Source organism: Kluyvera sp. CHPC 1.2972, from assembly GCF_036759925.1.
GTDB lineage: Bacteria > Pseudomonadota > Gammaproteobacteria > Enterobacterales > Enterobacteriaceae > Kluyvera.
Genome location: NZ_JAPKIB010000003.1, coordinates 142,664 through 162,364, shown reverse-complemented (window position 1 = coordinate 162,364; position 19,701 = coordinate 142,664). Strand labels below are relative to the sequence as shown.

The window sequence follows — 19,701 nt, the reverse complement described above, 5'->3', positions numbered from 1 at the left end:
TACGGCTACCAGGTACAAATCTCTACGTGCAACTGCTTTAAAAGTCATCAAATCAGTGGGGTTAACTCATATAACACCAGCGCATTGCTCTCCAGCGCGTCAACCACCTGCCAATTTTCCACCACGTCTTCTTCACGTACGCTAAGCGCCGGTCGGGTTTTGTGTGCAAGCCAGGTCCAGGTCTCCTCATCCGGGCCGCTGCTGCTGTCGATGGCTTCCAGATGAGGGAACAGTGCCCCGTTGAGCTGGTCGAACAGATGTCGCTTGATCTTCCAGCGGCCGTTCAGCCCCTGAAGCGCAACCGGATACTGCTGGCGAAAGCGCTGAATAAAGGCCTCTTCGCTGGAGAGCCACGGGTTAAAGACCACCGGATTACGCAACAAAAGCTGATAGCGTCCGCGCTGATGCAGCAGCAGGATATTTTTATCGTTGACCAGCACATCGCCCTGCAGACGTTGCCAGAGCCAGAGCACCCAGAAAATGGGCCGCGTCAGCCCATGATGGTAGTACAACGCCAGGCTTGAGGTATCAAAGGTGCCGTTACTGCGCGCTTCACCCTGCTGGCTGGAATTGAGCCAGAAGCCGGTCAGTTGCACCTGTTCAGCGAGGCCCAACAGGTTATTCATCAACAGCGCGCCGCGGAAAAACTCGCCGTTGGTGCGTCGGGTTGAGCCGGTCAGGGTGTTCCATGACAGCAGCCACAGCGGTAACGCAAGGTGGTGCTGCCGCAGCGCGCGTTGGATCTGGCGTACTTTATCGACCGGGTAGCTCTCGGCGGCCGCCAGCTGGGCACCGTCAAAAGACTGTTGCTGAAAACGCTCGTTGGCGTTTGCCGAACAAGCAAGGAAATCGGCCTCTTTTAACAGCGGTGAACGGAGAATGGCGTCGTCAACGGTGTTGTCCTCGGTCGGCGTAAAGCGGTGCCAGATCCCCAGTAGCGAATCTGGCGACAAGCTTCTGATGATGGCTTTCTGCTGTGCCCAGATTTCAGTGCTGGCCTGCGGCGACCAGTGCCAGACGAACTGCCAGCTGGCAAGCGTAGACGGCGGAAAATGCTGGGCGGCGAGGGCGAGAAACTGGCGCAGCAGGTCCGGGCGCGTCGTCAGGCTGGTATGCAGCAGCACGCGCCAGCCCATGCGCGCCAGAAACGTGAACACCTGCTGTAGGTTGTACCAGCAGGCGTAACCGACCATCTGCGGGTCGTCCCAGCCTTCGCTGAACAGACGGCTGCTGAGAAACGGTTCATGAATATCAATTCCGACAATCGGGATCTGCGCATGCAGCGCCAGCAGAGACTGACGCACATCATCGCGCAGCAGATCGTCAAGTTCGCGCAGGGTAATGATGACCTGGCTATGGCGCAGCGGTACACGACGCAGGGGCAGCGTATTCAACGCTATCTGTCGTGACTGTGGATGATGCTGGAGCGGCGGCGGGTTATCCCACGCCTGGGTACTCGTGTGGTTCAGTAGCGCGTACAGCGTTTCAGCGGCCACCGGCAGCGCCTGGTCAGGCACGTTTTCCCGCGCGCGCTGGCGGCTTTTCACCGTTGGCTGCTGGCGATACTGGCGCGGGGTCATGCCGTGGCGACGCTTAAACAGGTCACTCATCACCCGCGCACTGGCAAAGCCCTGTTGTTGGGCAATCCGCTGCACCGGCAGGGCGGTGGTCAGCAACTGTTCGGCGGCTTTCTCCAGGCGTAATGCGGTGATGAACTGCATGAAACTGACGCCCACCTCTTTATGAAACAGGCGGGAGAGCCAGGCCTCGGACACCCGCTCGGCACGGGCAATTTCGGCGAGCGAAAGCCGCTGGGTGTACTGCGACTCAATCCGGGCGACCACCTGACGGATGCGATGGCTCCAGGTTGCTGCACCCTGCGGCGTGACGGATTGGCGTGGTTGCTGAAAATGGGTAGCCAGCAACAGAGCAATTTCGCTCAGCCAGCGGTTGGCTTCCAGCCGCGCGTGTGGTTGGTGATTGATGAGATGCGTTATCAGCAGCTGGCGCATCAGCGAGCGCAGCCGGGCTTCCTGTTCCAGCGTCGCGTGCGGCTGAGCGGCTATCTGGTAGTCAAAACCGAAAAAATGGGCATCCAGCCGGTTGAGCCAGTTGCTGGCGATGGTTAGCGTCATCAGCGCATTGGGCCGTTCGCTACCAAGTTGCCAGCGCTGGTCAGGATTGATGATCGCGAGTGCGCCATCCTGCAGCTGGCGAACACCGGCGGCGGTCTCCAGCGTCACCTCGCCCTGAAGGATCCACAGCAGCGTCAGCGCGGGCTGCTCTTCATGAGCCTGATGACGGACATCCTGCACGGCGACGGAAAAGTCACTGATTTGCTGCATCGGCATCTCGCTCTCCTGAGACAAAAAACAGCAGTCTATTTTTTGTCATAACCAAACCGTATGAAAAATAGTCATATCATTTTCCGTCAATATAAAACAAAAACCTGCACTTTAAAGCGCTGTTGACGGCATAAACTCGACGTTATCACCGTAGAGCCATAAAGGTATAACAAAAATGACACATCCTATTGTTGAAGCATTGCAGAGCCGTGAGGCGGAATTTATTGCGCTACGCCGTCGCTTTCACCAACAGCCTGAGATCGGTTTTCAGGAGCATAAAACCAGCGCTGAGGTGGCGAAACTATTGACCGGTTGGGGTTATGAAGTGGACTACGGTCTGGGCGGTACCGGCGTGGTGGGAACCTTAAAAGTGGGCAGCGGCAGCAAGACGCTGGGTCTGCGCGCGGACATGGACGCGCTGCCGATGCAGGAGCACAGCGGTAAGCCGTGGGCCAGCAAAACCGACGGCAGCTTCCACGGCTGCGGCCACGATGGTCACACCACCATGCTGCTTTACGCGGCGGAATATCTGGCGCGCACCCGTGCGTTCAACGGCACGCTGCATCTGATTTTCCAGCCTGCGGAAGAGTTGCTGTACGGCGGTCGTGTGATGCTGGAAGACGGTCTTTTTACCCAATTTCCCTGCGACCGTATTTTCGGCCTGCACAATATGCCGGGGCAGAAGCTCGGCAAAATTGGCCTGCGCGATGGTGCCATGATGGCATCGTCCGATACGCTGCATATCGATGTTCAGGGCGTCGGTGGGCACGGTGCGGTGCCTGAACATACCGTCGATGCCACCGTCGTAGCCTGTCATATCACGCTGGCACTGCAGACAATAGTGTCGCGAAATATCAGCCCGTTCGACCCGGTGGTGGTGACCGTAGGCAGTATTCAGGCCGGGCAGGCGCCGAACATCATTAACGACAAAGTGCAGATGAAACTGACGGTGCGCACCCTGAGTGAATCGGTGCGTAAAACCGTGCTGCAACGCATTCACGATATTGCGGTATCCCAGGCGGAGAGCTTCAACGCCACCGCCTCACTTACGCACGTTAACGGCAGCCCGGTGTTACGTAACGACCCGCAGGCGAATCAGATGGTGCGCGAGGTAGCTACCTCGCTATTTGGTGAACAATCTATCGCCACGGTTAACCCGTTTATGGGCAGTGAAGATTTCGCCTTTATGCTCGAGCAGAACCCTAACGGTGCCTATTTCACCATCGGGGCGGGCGACGAACCGGATCGCTGCATGGTCCACAACCCGGGCTATGACTTTAACGACGATATCCTGCTGACGGGGGCGGCGCTGTGGTGCGGCCTGACGGAAGACTATCTGCGGGCCTAAGTGACGCGCAACCTGAGGGCGAGCCATGAGTACCGTTTCGTTGACTGAAGCGCCGTATGTCGGTACCGACCGACTGCTGGCGGGCATTGTGCTAAGCGTGTTGACCTTCTGGCTGTTTGCCCAGTCGGTTATCAACGTGGTTCCTGTCGTAAAAAGCAGTATCGATATTTCACTGGAGACGCTCACCCTTGCGGTCAGCCTCAGTGCGTTGTTCAGCGGCTGTTTCGTGGTCGCCAGCGGCGGTCTGGCGGATAAGTTTGGCCGGGTACGCCTGACGCTTATCGGCCTGGTGCTGAGCATCGTGGGTAGCGCGCTGCTGGTGGTTTCTCAGGGGCCGATGCTGTTTCTGGCCGGTCGCGTTGTTCAGGGATTGTCTGCCGCCTGCATCATGCCAGCGACGCTGGCGCTGATTAAAACCTGGTACGAGGGGCGGGCGCGGCAGCGCGCGGTCAGTTTCTGGGTGATTGGCTCCTGGGGCGGCAGCGGCCTGTGCTCCTTTGTCGGCGGGGCAATTGCCACCGGGTTGGGTTGGCGCTGGATTTTTGTCTTCTCCATCGCCGCCGCGCTGGCCGCATTTCTGCTGATTCGCGGCACGCCAGAGAGCCGGAGCGCCACCGCCGCGCAGCATAAGCTGGACGTTAGCGGGCTGCTGAGCCTGGTGGCGGGCCTGGTGCTGTTTAACCTGTTTATCTCCAAAGGGCACCATTGGGGTTGGACCAGCGGCCTGTCGCTGTCGATGCTGGCAGGTGCCGTGGTAGCGATGGGCTGGTTTATCCGCAGCGGTCTGCGCAAAAAGGAGGCCGCGCTTATCGACTTCGCGTTGTTTAACAACCGTTCCTACAGCGCGGCGGTGCTGTCGAATCTAATGCTTAACGGCGCGATTGGCACCATGATGATCACCAGCATCTGGCTACAGCAGGGGCGACATCTGAGCCCGTTCCAGACCGGGATGATGACGCTGGGCTATCTGGTGACCGTGCTGTTGATGATTCGGGTAGGGGAAAAACTGCTCCAGCGCTATGGCGCAAGGCTGCCGATGATGGGCGGCCCGGCCATTGCGATGGTGGGGATTTTCTTGATTTCCTGCACCTTCCTGGAAACCTGGACCTATATCGTGACCGTCTTTTTCAGCAACGTGCTGTTCGGTCTGGGGTTGGGCTGCTACGCCACACCGTCGACTGACACCGCCGTCACCAGCGCGCCAGAGAATAAAGTGGGCGTGGCTTCCGGGATCTACAAAATGGGCAGCTCGCTGGGCGGAGCATTTGGCCTGGCGATGACCGCTTCGCTCTATGCGCTGTTCCTGCCGCACGGGATGGCGAAGGCGGCACAGTATGCGCTGTGGTTTAACTGCACGCTGTGCCTGGGGGCGATAGTGGTCAGTGCGCTACTGTTGCCGCGTCGGCGTCAAAGCTGATGCTTTTTCAACAGCGCGCGTAGCTGATGATAGGTTAGCCCAAGCAGGTCGGCCGCCTGTTTTTGGTTGAATCGGGCCTGTTGCAGACTTTGCTGCAGCAGGCCTTTTTCTTGCTCAAGCTGAAACTGGCGCAGATCCAGCGGCAGCGCCGGGCCGACGTTTTCCCCGGCAGGTTCAGCGTGAACCGTCGGTTGGCGGCGAAACGGGTCGATAATAATATCGTCCAGCGGTTCATCAATGGAGCCGTGGCGGTAGACCGAGCGCTCCACCACGTTTTTCAGCTCACGGATATTCCCCGGCCAGCGGTAGTGCAGCAGCGTTTCACGGGCGCGTTCGGTAAAGCCGGGAAACAGCGGCAGACCCAGTTCACGGCACATCTGAATCGCGAAGTGCTCCGCCATCAACATAATGTCGCTCTGACGTTCGCGCAGCGACGGCAGCAGCACCACGTCAAAGGCCAGCCGGTCGAGCAGGTCGGCACGGAAGGTGCCTTCCTCCACCAGCTGCGGCAAATCCGCATTGGTGGCGCACACCAGACGGACGTTCACCTGCAACGGCTGGCTGCCGCCGACGCGCTCCAGCTCGCCGTATTCAATCACGCGCAGCAGCTTTTCCTGCACCAGCATCGGCGCGGTGGCCAGCTCATCGAGAAACAGCGTGCCGCCGTCGGCGCGCTCAAAACGCCCCGGGTGACGTTTTTGCGCCCCGGTAAACGCCCCGGCTTCGTGACCAAACAGCTCAGAGTCGAGCAGGTTTTCGTTTAACGCCGCGCAGTTAAGTGAAATAAACGGCCCCTGCCAGCAGGAGGAGAGGTAGTGCAGGCGGTTGGCGATAAGCTCCTTGCCCGTTCCACGCTCGCCGATAATCAGCACCGGTTTGTTCAGCGGCGCCAGCCGGGAAACCTGCTCCAGCACCTCAATAAAGCGGTTCGCTTCGCCGAGGAGAGTATCTTTGTTATCTGCCATGATGAAATTCGCCACATGTTGGTGTAATTCGCCATTTCACTGTAGGCGTTTAGCGGCTGAAATTCAATCACCTCTTTGATAATCAATAAGATAAAAAGTTGGCACGGAAGTTGTAATAGTCTTTATGCAGGGCTCAGCCCGATACACAGAACTAAGAGGATTGAACAATGGGTATTTTTTCTCGTTTTGCCGACATCGTGAACGCCAACATCAACTCGCTGCTTGAGAAAGCAGAAGACCCGCAGAAGCTGGTCCGCTTGATGATCCAGGAGATGGAAGACACCCTGGTGGAAGTGCGCTCCACCTCTGCCCGTGCGCTGGCAGAAAAGAAAGACCTGTCTCGTCGTGTGGAACGTGCGCAGGCGCAGCAGGTTGAATGGCAGGAGAAGGCCGAACTGGCGCTGCGTAAAGAGAAAGACGATCTGGCGCGTGCGGCGCTGATTGAAAAACAGAAGCTGACCGACGTTATCGGCACGCTGGAACATGAAGTGACGCTGGTGGATGAAACCCTGGTGCGCATGAAAAAAGAGATCGGCGAGCTGGAAAATAAACTCAGCGAAACCCGCGCTCGTCAGCAGTCTTTGGCGCTGCGTCATCAGGCGGCGAGTTCATCCCGCGATGTGCGTCGCCAGCTGGACAGCGGTAAACTGGATGAAGCGATGGCTCGCTTTGAATCCTTTGAACGTCGCATCGACCATATGGAAGCGGAAGCCGAAAGCCATCGTTTTGGCAAAAAGCCGTCGCTGGACCAGCAGTTTGCCGAGCTGAAAGCGGATGACGAAATCAGCGAGCAGCTGGCGGCGCTGAAAGCCAAAATGAAGCAGGACAACGAATAAAAAGTATTGCGTAGCCCGGACGAGGCGTTCACGCCGACTCCGGGGGAGAACCCGGCGTCGCTTTGCTCGGCCGGGCTACCAAAAATATTGAGCAGTACAGACGGTACTGTTGCTCATCACCAATAAGGAGTTTACATGAGCGCGCTTTTCCTCGGCATTCCCCTGACGTTATTTGTGCTGTTTGTATTGCCGATTTGGCTGTGGCTTCACTATAGCAATCGCTCCCGCTCCGGCGAGCTTTCACAGGGCGAGCAGCAGCGGCTGATGCAGTTGACCGATGACGCGAAACGGATGCGCGAGCGTATTCAGGCGCTGGAAGCCATTCTGGATGCAGAACATCCAAACTGGAGGGACAAATAATGGCGCTGGATCTTAACAAAAAGCTGTGGCGTATCCCGCAGCGAGGCATGGTGAAAGGGGTCTGCGCCGGTATTGCCGAGTACCTCGACGTACCGGTGAAGTTGATTCGTATTATTACCGTGCTGGCGATGCTGTTTGGGCTGTTTTTCTTTGTCGTCGTCGCCTACGTGATTTTGACCTTCGCCCTCGACCCAATGCCGGAAGGGGCGATGAACAACCCGCATCAACCCTCCAGCCGCGATCTGCTGGATACCGTGGATGCTGAATTAGCCGCTGGTGAGCAGCGACTGCGCGAGATGGAACGTTACGTGACATCTGACACTTTTACCCTGCGCAGCCGGTTCCGTCAGCTCTGAGCAAGAGGTTACTGATGAATAATAAATGGCAGCGGGCAGGCCAGAAGGTGAAGCCTGGTTTGAAAATTGTTGGCAAGCTGGCGCTCCTGACGGCCCTGCGTTACGGCCCGGCAGGCGTAGCCGGGTGGGCGGTGAAGTCCGTCGCCCGTCGCCCGCTGAAGATGTTTCTGGCGGTGGCGCTGGAACCGCTGTTGTCCCGCCTCGCCAAACGTTATTTCCCCATGGCAAAATAGGGCTATCGGCGTAGCGAGGAGTGTCTAATAAGCAATGAAGCGACTCAAAAATGAATTCAATGCGCTGGTCAACCGTGGCGTTGACCGGCATCTTCGTCTTGCCGTTACCGGCCTCAGCCGCAGCGGCAAGACCGCGTTTATCACCGGCCTGGTGAATCAGCTACTCAATATTCATACCGGCGCGCGCCTGCCGCTGTTGAGCGCGGTGCGCGAAGAGCGCCTGCTCGGCGTCAAACGCATTCCCCAGCGCGACCTCGGCATCCCGCGATTCACCTACGACGAAGGGCTGGCGCAGCTATACGGCCAGCCGCCGTCCTGGCCGACGCCGACGCGCGGGGTAAGCGAAATTCGTCTGGCGCTGCGCTACAAATCTAACGACTCGCTGCTGCGTCACTTTAAAGAGACCTCCACGCTCTACCTGGAGATTGTCGACTACCCCGGCGAGTGGCTGCTCGACCTACCGATGCTCAACCAGGACTATCTGAGCTGGTCGCGCCAGATGACCGGGCTGTTGACCGGCCAACGCGCCGAGTGGTCGGCAAAATGGCGACAGCTCTGCGAAGGGTTGGATCCGTTTGCACCCGCTGACGAAAACCGGCTGGCGGAACTCGCCCAGGCGTGGACCGACTACCTGCACCAGTGCAAGCAGGAAGGGCTGCACTTTATTCAGCCGGGCCGCTTTGTGCTGCCTGGCGACCTGGCCGGTGCCCCGGCGCTGCAGTTTTTCCCGTGGCCGGACGTGGACGCCATCGGTGAGTCGAAGCTCGCGCAGGCGGACAAACACAGCAACGCCGGTATGCTGCGCGAACGCTTCCATTACTACTGCGAAAAAGTGGTGAAGGGGTTCTACCGGGATCACTTCCTGCGCTTCGACCGCCAGATTGTACTGGTCGACTGTCTGCAGCCGCTCAACAGCGGCCCACAGGCGTTTAACGATATGCGGCTGGCGCTGACGCAGCTGATGCACAGCTTCCATTACGGGCAGCGTACCCTGTTCCGTCGCCTGTTTTCGCCGGTTATCGACAAGCTGTTGTTCGCCGCTACCAAAGCGGATCACGTGACCGTCGATCAGCACGGCAATATGGTGTCGCTGCTGCAACAGCTGATCCAGGACGCCTGGCAGAACGCCGCCTTTGAAGGCATTACCATGGACTGTTTGGGGCTGGCCTCGGTGCAGGCAACGCAGAGCGGGCTGATTGAGGTGAACGGCGAGAAGATCCCGGCGCTGCGCGGTCATCGTTTAAGCGACGGCCAGCCGCTCACCGTCTACCCAGGTGAAGTCCCGGCGCGTCTTCCCGGACAGGCCTTTTGGGATAAACAAGGTTTTCAGTTTGAGGCCTTCCGTCCGCAGACGATGGACGTTGACCAGCCGCTGCCGCATATCCGTCTGGATGCCGCGCTGGAGTTTTTGATTGGAGATAAGCTGCGATGAACGACGCCTATAAACCACGAATTGACTTTGACGGCCCGCTTGATGAGGTGAAGCCGGAACAGTTTAAAACCTCGCAGGCGTTTGATGGCGTCACGGCGGAAAAATTCGCCCCGGTCACGCTCGATGAAGAGCCAGAGCAGGAAGGGCAGGTGGAAGCCACCCTCGATGCCGCGCTGCGCCCGAAACGCAGCCTGTGGCGCAAAATGGTCAGCGCGGGGCTTGGCCTGTTTGGCATCAGCGTCGTCGCCCAGGGCGTACAGTGGACGATGACCGCCTGGCAAACCAATGACTGGGCGGCGCTGGGTGGCTGTGCTGCCGGGGCGCTGATTGTTGGTGCGGGCGTAGGGTCGGTGGTCACCGAATGGCGCCGACTCTGGCGCTTACGCCAGCGCGCGGAAGAACGTGATGAAGCGCGTACCTTAATGCACAGCCACAGCGTGGGCAAAGGACGCGCGTTCTGCGAGGGGCTGGCGCGTCAGGCGGGGCTGGATCAGTCGCATCCGGCGCTACAGCGCTGGTACGCCGCCATCCACGAAACCCAGAGCGACCGCGAAGTGGTCAGCCTGTACGCGCATCTGGTGCAGCCGGTACTGGATGCACAGGCGCGGCGTGAAATCAGCCGTTCGGCGGCGGAGTCGACGCTGATGATTGCCGTCAGCCCACTGGCGCTGGTGGACATGGGCTTTATTGCCTGGCGCAACCTGCGGCTGATCAACCGCATCGCGAATCTCTACGGTATCGAGCTTGGCTACTACAGCCGTCTGCGCCTGTTCCGCCTGGTGTTGATCAACATCGCCTTTGCCGGGGCCAGCGAGCTGGTGCGGGAAATCGGTATGGACTGGATGTCGCAGGATCTGGCCGCGCGTCTGTCGACCCGTGCGGCGCAGGGGATTGGTGCCGGGCTGCTTACCGCGCGTTTGGGGATCAAAGCGATGGAGCTCTGCCGACCGCTGCCGTGGATCGATAACGACAAGCCGCGTCTCGGTGATTTCCGCCGTGAGCTGATAGGCCAACTGAAAACGACGCTGCAGAAAGGAAAATCGGCGGCGCAGCGGGATAGTTAACGAGATAAAATATGGTTATGCAAAAATTGTATAACCTATTTCTATACTTATCTTTACTGAAAGTGACAAGCAGCGCTACTTTAGCTGAATCGTCCACAACACGTTCATTTTCAGGAAGTCCCGATGACCAAAAAACTGCTGCCGTTACTCGTGCTGACCGCGCTGTCAGCCTCCGCTTATGCCGCTACGCCGCCAAACACGCTGGTCGTGGCGCAGGGTCTGGACGATATTGTCAGTCTGGACCCGGCGGAGGCCAACGAGCTCTCCAGCATCCAGACGGTGCCAAGCCTCTACCAGCGTCTGGTTCAGCCTGACCGCAACGACCCGGCTAAAATCACGCCGATTCTGGCGGAAAGCTGGCAGGCGGATGCGGCGAAAAAAACGCTAACCATCAAGCTGAAAAACGACGCCAAATTTGCCTCCGGCAACCCGCTGCGCCCAGAAGATGTGATCTTCTCCTACACGCGTGCCGTCACGCTTAACAAATCTCCGGCGTTTATCCTTAACGTCCTCGGCTGGGAGCCAGGCAACATTGCCAGCCAGCTGAAGAAAATTGACGACCATACGCTGCAGCTAAGCTGGACGGCTGACGTCAGTCCGTCGGTGGCGCTGAATATTCTCTCCACCCCCATTGCCTCGATTGTGGATGAGAAGCTGGTGGCAGCCAACGTGAAGGGTAATGACTTCGGTAACGAATGGCTGAAAATGCACTCTGCGGGCAGCGGCGCGTTCAAAATGCGCGTCTACCAGCCGCATCAGGCTATCGTGCTGGAAGCCAACGACACCTCGCCAACCGGCGCACCGAAGCTGAAAAGCGTGATCATTAAAAACGTGCCGGATCCGGCCTCCCGCCGCCTGCTGATTCAACAGGGCGATGCCGACGTGGCGCGCGACCTCGGCGCCGATCAGATTGACGCCCTGCAGGGCAAACCGGGCTTGCAGGTCTTAAGCATTCCGTCTGCCGAGCAAAACTACGTGGTGTTCAACACCGCGAACACCGCCAACCCGCTGCTGGCGAACCCTGCGTTCTGGGAAGCAGCGCGCTGGCTGGTGGACTACAACGGTATCACCAAAGATCTGCTGAAAGGGCAGTACTTTGTGCATCAGAGCTTCCTGCCGGTCGGTTTCCCGGGCGCGCTGGACAACACGCCGTTTAAGTTTGACCCTGCCAAAGCCAAAGAAATTCTGGCGAAAGCGGGCATCAAAGACGCCCACTTTACCCTCGACGTGGAAAACAAACCGCCGTTTATCACCATCGCGCAGTCGATGCAGGCAAGCTTTGCCCAAGGCGGCGTGAAGGTGGATCTGCTGCCAGCGGCGGGCAGCCAGGTTTACGCTCGCGTGCGTGCGAAGCAGCATCAGGCGGCGATTCGTCTGTGGATCCCGGACTACTTCGATGCGCATTCCAACGCCAGCGCCTTTGCCTTCAATGACGGTAAATCCAGCACCGTAGCGGGGCTGAACGGCTGGAAGATTCCCGAGCTGAATAAAGCCACGCTGGCGGCGGTTGCGGAACCGGACGTCGTAAAACGCCTCGACCTGTACAAAAAAATGCAGGAAGAGCTGCAGCGTAATTCGCCGTACGTCTTTATTGATCAGGGCAAAACGCAGATTGTGGTTCGCGACAACGTGAAGGGCTACCAGCAAGGGCTGAACGCCGATATGGTCTGGTACGACCGCGTGACCAAATAGTCCGTCAGATAACCCTGGCCCGGCGGCGTAAACCGTCCGGGCCATTGTCGTTTTCTCGTTGATATACGGAAATACCCATGCCCGCCGCTTTACCGAATCCCACCGCGCAGCGAACTCGTCGGTTACTGACTGCGCTTTTTCAGGGCTTGCTAACGCTCGCGCTCACGCTGCTGGGTCTGCTGCTTGCCACCTTTGCGCTCTCTGCGCTTTCACCCGTTGACCGCGTGCTGCAAATTGTTGGCGACCACGCCAGCCAGTCGACCTACGATCAGGTTCGCCATCAGTTGGGCCTTGACCGTTCTCTACCGGTACAATTCTGGCACTACCTGGTCAACCTGTTCCATGGCGATCTCGGCACCGCCAGCGCCACCGGGCAACCGGTGCTGCACGATCTGCTGGCCGCCTTTCCTGCGACGCTTGAACTCGCCACACTGGCGCTGATTATCGGCGCGGTGTTCGGCGTGATTGCTGGCGTCCTCTGCGCCCGCTACGCCGGTTCTCCCTGGGATTTTGCCGTACGAACGCTGACGCTGTTGGGTAACTCGGTGCCGATTTTCTGGCTCGGGCTGCTGATGCTGGCGCTGTTCTACGCGAAGCTGCAGTGGAGCCCTGGCCCCGGTCGTCTCGACGACATTTACCAGTTCACCATCGAACCCAAAACCGGCTTTGCGCTGGTTGATACCTGGCTTTCCGGCGACAAAGAGGCTTTCCGCAACGCGTTCAGCCATCTGGTGCTGCCGGTGCTACTGCTGGCCTACTATTCGCTGGCCAGTATCACGCGTCTCACGCGTTCCGCCTGCCTGAGCGAGATGAACAAAGAGTACATCCTGCTGGCACGCGCCAAAGGGGCAGGCGAGATGAGCATTCTGCTGCGTCACGTGCTGCCGAATATTCGCGGTACGCTGCTGACGGTTATCGCGCTGGCCTATACCTCAATGCTAGAAGGCGCGGTGCTGACCGAGACGGTGTTCTCCTGGCCGGGGATTGGCCGCTACCTGACGACGGCGCTGTTCGCTGGCGATACGGCGGCGATTATGGGGGGAACGCTGCTGATTGGCGTTTGTTTTGTGTTGATTAATAACCTCACCGATGTGCTGGTGCGGCTGACCGACCCGAGGGTTCGCTGATGCCATCATCTCTGTTTTTGCGCCGATTACTGCGTTCGCCTGCGGCCTGCTGCGGGCTGATGATTATTGCCGTGCTGGTACTCACGGCGCTGCTGGCGCCGTGGCTTGCGCCGCAGGATCCCAACTGGCAGGACGCCGCCGCGCGTTTGCAAATGCCCAACGCGCAGCACTGGCTCGGCACCGACAGCTACGGGCGCGACCTGCTCTCAAGGCTGATTTACGGTACTCGTCCGGCACTGGGGCTGGTGGCACTGGTGACGGTGATTACGCTGCCGGTCGGGCTGCTGATTGGCATTCTTTCCGGCTATTACGGCGGCTGGCTGGAGCGCATTCTGATGCGTTTTACCGACGTGGTGATGTCGATGCCGCGTCTGATTCTGGCCTTCGCTTTCGTGGCGATGCTGGGCCCAGGGCTGGTTAACGGCGCGTTAGCGCTGGCGCTGACCACCTGGCCTGCCTATGCACGACAGGCGCGCAGCGAAATCCAGCGTCTGCGGCACAGCGACTATTTAGCCGCCGCCGAGATGATGGGGATTCGCGGCCTGCGCCTGCTGGTCGGCCATATTCTGCCGCTGTGTCTGCCGTCGGCGATCGTACGTCTGGCGCTGGATCTGGCGGGGATCATTCTGGCCGCTGCGGGTTTAGGCTTCCTCGGTCTGGGCGCCCGCCCGCCGATGGCGGAGTGGGGGGCGATGATCGCCGATGGCATGCAGGTGATCTTTGATCAGTGGTGGATTGCCGCCGCCCCAGGTGCGGCGATTCTGATTGCCAGCCTGGCGTTTAACCTGCTGGGCGATGGTTTACGTGACGTTCTGGAGCCGCAACATGACTGAACAACGCCTTTCTGTACAGGGGCTGAATATTGATTATCCCCGCGCGCGGGTGGTTAACAATATGAGCTTCACGCTCGGCAACGAGCGTCTGGCGCTGGTGGGGGAATCCGGGTCCGGCAAGTCGATGACCGCGCGGGCGTTGATGGGGCTGGTGCGCAAGCCGGGTATCGTCAGCGCCGACCGTCTAACCGTGCTCGGCCATGATGTGCTCTCCCTGAATGCGCGCGGCTGGCGCGCGCTGCGGGGTAATGATATCGCCATGGTGCTGCAAGACCCTCGCTATGCGCTGAACCCGGTGAAAACGGTGCGTGAGCAACTGGAAGAGGCGCTCACCCTGCATCAGCGTCTGAACCGCCGCGCGCGACAGGAAAAGTGTGAATCCGCGGTGCTGGCAATGGGGCTCGACGTGGCGGTGCTGAACCGCTATCCGGGCGAACTGTCCGGCGGTATGGGCCAGCGGGTGATGATTGCCATTGCGCTGATTAACGACCCTAAAGTCCTGATTGCCGATGAACCTACTTCAGCATTGGACGCCCGTCTGCGTAACCAGATCCTCGAGCTGCTGGTGGCGCAGTGCGAGCAGCGACAGATGGCGATGCTGCTGATTAGCCACGATTTACCGCTGGTCGCTCAGCACTGCGACCGGGTACTGGTGATGTATCAGGGTAACGGCGTGGATGAGATGGCGGCTCGTGATTTACCGCAGGCCACGCACCCTTACACCCGCACCTTATGGACCTGCCGCCCGAACGCGCAGACCTATGGTCAGATGCTGCCGACGCTGGATCGCAGTCAGAACTTTGAGGAGACGGCGCATGGCGATCGTTGATATTCAGGCGTTACAGGTGACGTTTGGCGAGAAAACGGCGGTGTCGGCGGCCAGTTTCCACGTCAACGCGGGTGAGACTTTCAGCCTGATTGGCGAATCCGGCTGCGGGAAATCGACCATTCTGCGGGTTATCGCCGGTCTGCAGCGCGAGTGGGGCGGGCTGGTTTCGCTGTTCGATACACCGATTACCCCCGGTGCACGTTTCCAGGGTGAACTGCGCCGCAATGTGCAGATGGTGTTCCAGGACCCGTACGCTTCGCTACATCCGAACCATACGCTGTGGCGTACGCTAGCCGAGCCGCTGAGTATTCACGGTGAAGCGGACATTGAAGCACGAGTGCAGACGGCGCTGGAGCAGGTGGGGTTGCCCGCCGATGCCGCCAGCCGCTATCCGCATCAGCTTTCCGGCGGCCAGCGTCAGCGCGTGGCGATTGCCCGCGCGCTGCTGCTGCGGCCCAAAATCCTGCTGCTCGATGAACCTACGTCGGCGCTGGATATGTCGGTGCAGGCGGAGATCCTGAACCTGCTTAATCGCCTGAAGCAGGACCACGGTATGACCTACCTGCTGGTGAGTCACGATGCGGATGTGATTGCGCATATGTCCGACCGCGCGGCCTTTATGGCGGGTGGGGTGATTCAGCGTTTCTTTGGCCGTAACGCGCTGGAGCGTGGCGAGCATCGGATGGGATAATTATGTAGCCCGGACGAGGTGCGACAGCACCGACTCCGGGATTTCCCCGGCGTCACTTCGTTCGGCCGGGCTACGATCGACCGATCGTTCATTTGATGAACGCATAACTTTACGGCACAACGCCCATTTTTCCGCCATACTGTCAATAATTGTTGACACTCATCTTCACTCCAGCGAATAAGTGTCTTATGATTCATACGTCTTTGGCTTATAAGGGTGAACACTCCCATGCGTCTTGAAGTCTTTTGTGAAGACCGTCTCGGTCTGACCCGTGAACTGCTCGATCTTCTGGTGCTACGCGGCATTGACCTGCGCGGTATCGATATCGACCCTGTTGGCCGAATCTACCTTAATTTTGCGGAGCTGGATTTCACCAGCTTCAGCAGCCTGATGGCGGAAATCCGCCGTATTGCGGGCGTGACCGACGTTCGTACCGTCCCGTGGATGCCCTCCGAACGTGAACATCTGGCGCTGAGTGCGCTGCTGGAAGCGATGCCGGAGCCGGTGCTGTCGCTGGATACGCGCAGCAAAATCGAACGTGCGAACCCAGCGAGCTGTCAGCTGTTTGGCATGAGCCAGGATAAAATGCGTAACCACAACGTGGCGCAACTGATTAGCGGCTTTAATTTCCCGCGTTGGTTTGAAAGCGACGAAGTGGAGTCTCACGCTGAGCATGTGGTGATTCATGGGCAAAACTTCCTGCTGGAGGCGACGCCGGTCTATCTGAGCGGCGAAAACGACGTGCGCGTGCTGGCGGGTGCCGTATTAATGCTGCGCTCCACGCTGCGAATGGGCCGCCAACTACAAACCATGACGACCCAGGACGTCAGCGCGTTCAGCCAGATTGTGGCCGTTAACCCGCGTATGCGTCAGATGGTGGATCAGGCGCGCAAGCTGGCGCTGCTGACCGCACCGCTGCTGATCGTCGGTGAAACCGGCACCGGTAAAGATCTGCTAGCCCACGCTTGCCACCTGGCCAGCCCGCGTGCAGCGAAACCGTACCTGGCGCTGAACTGCGGCTCTATTCCGGAAGATGCGGTAGAAAGCGAGCTGTTTGGTGATGCCGCAGAGGGTAAAAAAGGGTTCTTCGAACAGGCCAACGGCGGCTCGGTGCTGCTGGACGAAATTGGTGAAATGTCGCCGCGCATGCAGACCAAACTGCTGCGTTTCCTCAACGATGGCACCTTCCGCCGCGTGGGTGAAGACCATGAAGTGCATGTCGACGTCCGCGTTATCTGCGCCACCCAGAAAAACCTGGTGGAGCTGGTGCAGAAAGGGCTGTTCCGTGAGGATCTCTACTATCGCCTCAACGTGCTGACCCTCAATCTTCCGCCGCTGCGCGATCGTCCGCAGGACATCATGCCGTTGACCGAACTGTTTGTGGCGCGCTTTGCTGACGAGCAGGGGATCTCCCGCCCGAAACTTTCTGCCGATCTCAACACCGTGCTTACCCGCTACGGCTGGCCGGGCAATGTTCGCCAACTGAAGAATGCGGTGTACCGTGCGCTGACCCAGCTTGATGGCTACGAACTGCGTCCTCAGGATGTGTTGCTGCCGGACAACGATGTGTCGAGCGCGGCGGTAGGCGAAGAGGCGATGGAAGGCTCGCTGGACGATATTACCCGCCGTTTTGAACGCTCAGTGCTGACGCAGCTTTATCGCAGCTATCCAAGCACCCGAAAACTTGCCAAGCGTCTGGGCGTATCGCACACGGCGATTGCCAATAAATTGCGGGAATATGGCCTGAGCAACAAGAAGGGCGAAGAGTCATAAAAAAACAGCCTCTGAAAAGAGGCTGTTTGTCTTTTGTGGTGCGGTGATTACGCTTTCAGGGCAGCCAGTGCCGCATCGTAGTCTGGCTCGTTGGTGATTTCGTTCACCAGCTCTCTGTACACCACGTTGTCGTTTTCATCGATAACCACAACGGCACGTGCCGCCAGGCCTTTCAGTGCACCGTCTGCGATACCTACGCCGTAGGTCTGCAGGAATTCTGGAGCACGCAGGGTGGACAGGGTAACCACGTTGCTCAGGCCTTCTGCGCCGCAGAAGCGAGACTGCGCGAACGGCAGGTCAGCGGAAATGCACAGCACCACGGTGTTGGCCAGTTCGCCAGCCAGTTGGTTGAATTTACGCACAGATGCCGCGCAGACGCCGGTATCGATGCTTGGGAAAATGTTCAGAACTTTACGTTTGCCAGCGAACTGGCCCAGGGTGACGTCTGACAGATCTTTTGCCACCAGCGTAAACGGTTGAGCTTTATCGCCCGCCTGTGGGATAGAACCTTGAACAGCAACGGGATTGCCCTGGAAATGTACGGTTTGCGACATGATTATCTTCCTGTTTACATATAGTTAACGTCAACCCTAGTGTATGACAACAGGTGTTAACACGGCAAACCCTATTTACGCCTGATTGTAAGGAGCAAAAATGAGAAAGCTGCGAGTCTTCGAAGAAGCCTGGCCATTGCATACCCCCTTCGTCATTGCCCGCGGGAGCCGCAGTGAAGCGAAGGTCGTGGTGGTCGAACTGGAGCAGGATGGCGTAAAAGGGGTGGGTGAGTGCACGCCGTATCCGCGCTACGGCGAAAGCATCGCTTCGGTGATGGCGCAAATCATGGCGCTGGGAGAACCGCTGGAACAGGGGTTAACTCGCGAACAGTTGGCCACGCTGCTGCCGGCCGGGGCCGCGCGTAACGCGGTGGACTGCGCGCTCTGGAACCTGGAAACCCACCTGCTACAAAGCGACGTGGTGGCCCAGTTGGGCATTCGCCTGCCGGAGACCATTACCACCGCGCAGACGGTAGTGATCGGCACGCCTGAGCAGATGGCGGCGAGTGCGAAAGCGCTATATGAAAGCGGTGCCCGGCTGCTTAAGGTCAAACTCGACAACCATTTTATCAGCGAACGTATGGTTGCTATCCGCGCTGCCGCGCCGGATGCCACGCTGATTGTTGATGCCAATGAATCCTGGCATGTCGATGGGCTCGCCGCACGCTGCCAGCTGCTGGCCGATTTGAACGTCGCGATGCTGGAACAGCCGCTGCCGGTCGGGGAGGACGATGCGCTTAGCCACTTTATCCATCCGCTGCCGATTTGTGCCGATGAAAGCTGTCACACTCGGGAAGATTTGCCCGTGCTGCGCGAACGCTATGAGATGGTCAACATCAAACTCGACAAAACCGGCGGTTTGACTGAAGCATTGGCGCTGGCCGCCGAGGCCAAAGCGCAGGGCTTTGCGCTGATGCTCGGCTGCATGCTGTGCACCTCGCGGGCCATTGAAGCGGCGTTACCGCTGGCACCGCAGGTTCGCTTTGCCGACCTCGACGGCCCGACCTGGCTTGCCGCCGACGCGCAGCCCGCGCTGCGTTTTACCTGCGGTGAGCTTCACTTGTGATGCGCTGACTGCCAGTGGAGCAGCGCCGTCATCGCCGCCAGATACTTCTCACTGGCCTCGTCGGAGGAGACAGGAGGGAACTCGGCGGTGATGCAGTGCAGGCCAATATCGGCGCACCAGCTGCCAAACGATCCCGGCGTTTCATAGCCGACGCTGCTGACCAGCGGCAGGCTGAATGCCCCGGCAAGCCATTGCCCCAGCTCGCTATGACGGCTGTCCTCAATGCAGGCCAACGGATCGTGAAATGACACCACCCATGCCGGGTTAATCTGATGAATCAGCTGACACAGCGCCCGGCTCTCCGGTTCGGAGCCGGGGCGGCTACCGGTCTGCAGCACCACGTCGCGTTGTTCCGCCGCGCTGTTCCAGCGGTACACCGTATCGCCCGCCTTCCAGTTTGCCGACGGGAAGTTGCGGTTCAGATCCACCCCGTTTGCGTTCGCGCGCAGACCTAACTGGCAGCCGTCCGGGTTTACCGCCAGCACCACGTGGTGACGACGAAGATCCGTTGCCAGCGTACGCAGCGCGCAGGAGAGGGTCACGACCGAAGAATTTTCGTCGCCGTGCGTACCGGCAATGATCAAACCGCTCTGCGGGCCAGCCAATGGGGCGGGGAACCAGATAAGCGGAGCCCCAAGCAGAGAACGACCATAGTGTTGTGTTCCGGGCGGGAACGCGCCGCGCTGGGCGCGAGGGCGGGTGGCTGACATACGCTGAGTCCTGATACGCAATGGGGATATTGAGCAGTGTTGTGCAAAATCATCCGCGAATCAAATAGTT

Annotated in this window: 19 protein-coding genes; 15 read left to right on the top strand and 4 right to left on the bottom strand. The window is 59.1% G+C overall.

The genetic code is table 11. The features are described from left to right. Positions 1-47: 47 nt before the first annotated feature. A complete protein-coding gene (locus V6944_RS06770) occupies positions 48-2,345 on the bottom strand; it encodes a helix-turn-helix domain-containing protein (RefSeq protein ID WP_333498613.1) in 2,298 nt (765 codons plus the stop codon). 175 nt (positions 2,346-2,520) lie between these two features. Here V6944_RS06770 and V6944_RS06765 point away from each other — a divergent pair, with 175 nt between their 5' ends. Together V6944_RS06765 and V6944_RS06760 are read left to right on the top strand one after the other, a co-directional pair. Further along, positions 2,521-3,693 carry a M20 aminoacylase family protein gene (locus tag V6944_RS06765; protein WP_333498375.1) on the top strand — a complete coding sequence of 391 codons (1,173 nt, stop codon included), beginning with the start codon at positions 2,521-2,523 and terminating at the stop codon, positions 3,691-3,693. Between the two features lie 25 nt (positions 3,694-3,718). Further along, on the top strand, positions 3,719-5,110 hold the full coding sequence (locus V6944_RS06760) for an MFS transporter (RefSeq protein ID WP_333498374.1): 1,392 nt from the start codon (positions 3,719-3,721) through the stop codon (positions 5,108-5,110). Here V6944_RS06760 and pspF read toward each other — a convergent pair. Continuing rightward, positions 5,101-6,075, bottom strand: a complete 975-nt coding sequence (gene pspF, locus V6944_RS06755) for a phage shock protein operon transcriptional activator (RefSeq protein ID WP_333498373.1) — start codon at positions 6,073-6,075, stop codon at positions 5,101-5,103. The genes V6944_RS06760 and pspF overlap by 10 nt on opposite strands. A gap of 167 nt (positions 6,076-6,242) precedes the next feature. Between pspF and pspA the strand changes: the two genes are divergently transcribed. From pspA to tyrR, 12 genes are all read left to right on the top strand, one after another. Continuing rightward, positions 6,243-6,911 carry a phage shock protein PspA gene (gene pspA, locus V6944_RS06750; protein WP_333498372.1) on the top strand — a complete coding sequence of 223 codons (669 nt, stop codon included), beginning with the start codon at positions 6,243-6,245 and terminating at the stop codon, positions 6,909-6,911. A 135-nt stretch (positions 6,912-7,046) separates the two neighbouring features. Then, entirely contained in the window at positions 7,047-7,271 is a 225-nt protein-coding gene (gene pspB, locus V6944_RS06745) for an envelope stress response membrane protein PspB (protein ID WP_035894063.1), read from the top strand. Beyond that, the gene (gene pspC, locus V6944_RS06740; protein WP_185666358.1) at positions 7,268-7,627 is read left to right on the top strand and encodes an envelope stress response membrane protein PspC; all 360 of its coding nucleotides are present in this window, start codon (positions 7,268-7,270) and stop codon (positions 7,625-7,627) included. Before pspB ends, pspC begins: the two co-directional genes overlap by 4 nt. Positions 7,628-7,641: 14 nt before the next feature. Next, positions 7,642-7,860, top strand: coding sequence for a phage shock protein PspD (pspD, locus tag V6944_RS06735; protein ID WP_185666061.1), 219 nt, complete (start codon positions 7,642-7,644; stop codon positions 7,858-7,860). A 34-nt stretch (positions 7,861-7,894) separates the two neighbouring features. Beyond that, positions 7,895-9,292, top strand: coding sequence for a YcjX family protein (locus V6944_RS06730; protein ID WP_333498371.1), 1,398 nt, complete (start codon positions 7,895-7,897; stop codon positions 9,290-9,292). Further along, entirely contained in the window at positions 9,289-10,356 is a 1,068-nt protein-coding gene (locus tag V6944_RS06725; protein WP_333498370.1) for a YcjF family protein, read from the top strand. Before V6944_RS06730 ends, V6944_RS06725 begins: the two co-directional genes overlap by 4 nt. Positions 10,357-10,479: 123 nt before the next feature. Continuing rightward, positions 10,480-12,048, top strand: coding sequence for an ABC transporter substrate-binding protein (locus V6944_RS06720; protein WP_333498369.1), 1,569 nt, complete (start codon positions 10,480-10,482; stop codon positions 12,046-12,048). A gap of 77 nt (positions 12,049-12,125) precedes the next feature. Further along, on the top strand, positions 12,126-13,175 hold the full coding sequence (locus tag V6944_RS06715) for an ABC transporter permease (protein WP_333498368.1): 1,050 nt from the start codon (positions 12,126-12,128) through the stop codon (positions 13,173-13,175). Next, on the top strand, positions 13,175-14,008 hold the full coding sequence (locus V6944_RS06710; protein ID WP_333498367.1) for an ABC transporter permease: 834 nt from the start codon (positions 13,175-13,177) through the stop codon (positions 14,006-14,008). Before V6944_RS06715 ends, V6944_RS06710 begins: the two co-directional genes overlap by 1 nt. Continuing rightward, entirely contained in the window at positions 14,001-14,837 is an 837-nt protein-coding gene (locus tag V6944_RS06705) for an ABC transporter ATP-binding protein (protein WP_333498366.1), read from the top strand. Before V6944_RS06710 ends, V6944_RS06705 begins: the two co-directional genes overlap by 8 nt. Continuing rightward, positions 14,824-15,528: an ABC transporter ATP-binding protein gene (locus V6944_RS06700; RefSeq protein WP_333498365.1), complete on the top strand. Its 705-nt coding sequence runs from the start codon at positions 14,824-14,826 to the stop codon at positions 15,526-15,528. Before V6944_RS06705 ends, V6944_RS06700 begins: the two co-directional genes overlap by 14 nt. Positions 15,529-15,756: 228 nt before the next feature. Continuing rightward, on the top strand, positions 15,757-17,301 hold the full coding sequence (gene tyrR / locus V6944_RS06695) for a transcriptional regulator TyrR (protein ID WP_333498364.1): 1,545 nt from the start codon (positions 15,757-15,759) through the stop codon (positions 17,299-17,301). 47 nt (positions 17,302-17,348) lie between these two features. On the opposite strand, the gene tpx is transcribed toward tyrR, so the two are convergent. Further along, positions 17,349-17,855: a thiol peroxidase gene (tpx, locus tag V6944_RS06690; protein ID WP_333498363.1), complete on the bottom strand. Its 507-nt coding sequence runs from the start codon at positions 17,853-17,855 to the stop codon at positions 17,349-17,351. A 100-nt stretch (positions 17,856-17,955) separates the two neighbouring features. On the opposite strand from tpx, the gene ycjG reads away from it, so the two are divergent. Then, positions 17,956-18,921: an L-Ala-D/L-Glu epimerase gene (gene ycjG / locus V6944_RS06685; protein ID WP_333498362.1), complete on the top strand. Its 966-nt coding sequence runs from the start codon at positions 17,956-17,958 to the stop codon at positions 18,919-18,921. On the opposite strand, the gene mpaA is transcribed toward ycjG, so the two are convergent. Next, positions 18,912-19,631 carry a murein tripeptide amidase MpaA gene (mpaA, locus tag V6944_RS06680; protein ID WP_333498361.1) on the bottom strand — a complete coding sequence of 240 codons (720 nt, stop codon included), beginning with the start codon at positions 19,629-19,631 and terminating at the stop codon, positions 18,912-18,914. The two genes, ycjG and mpaA, sit on opposite strands and share 10 nt — an antisense overlap. Positions 19,632-19,701 lie beyond the last annotated feature (70 nt).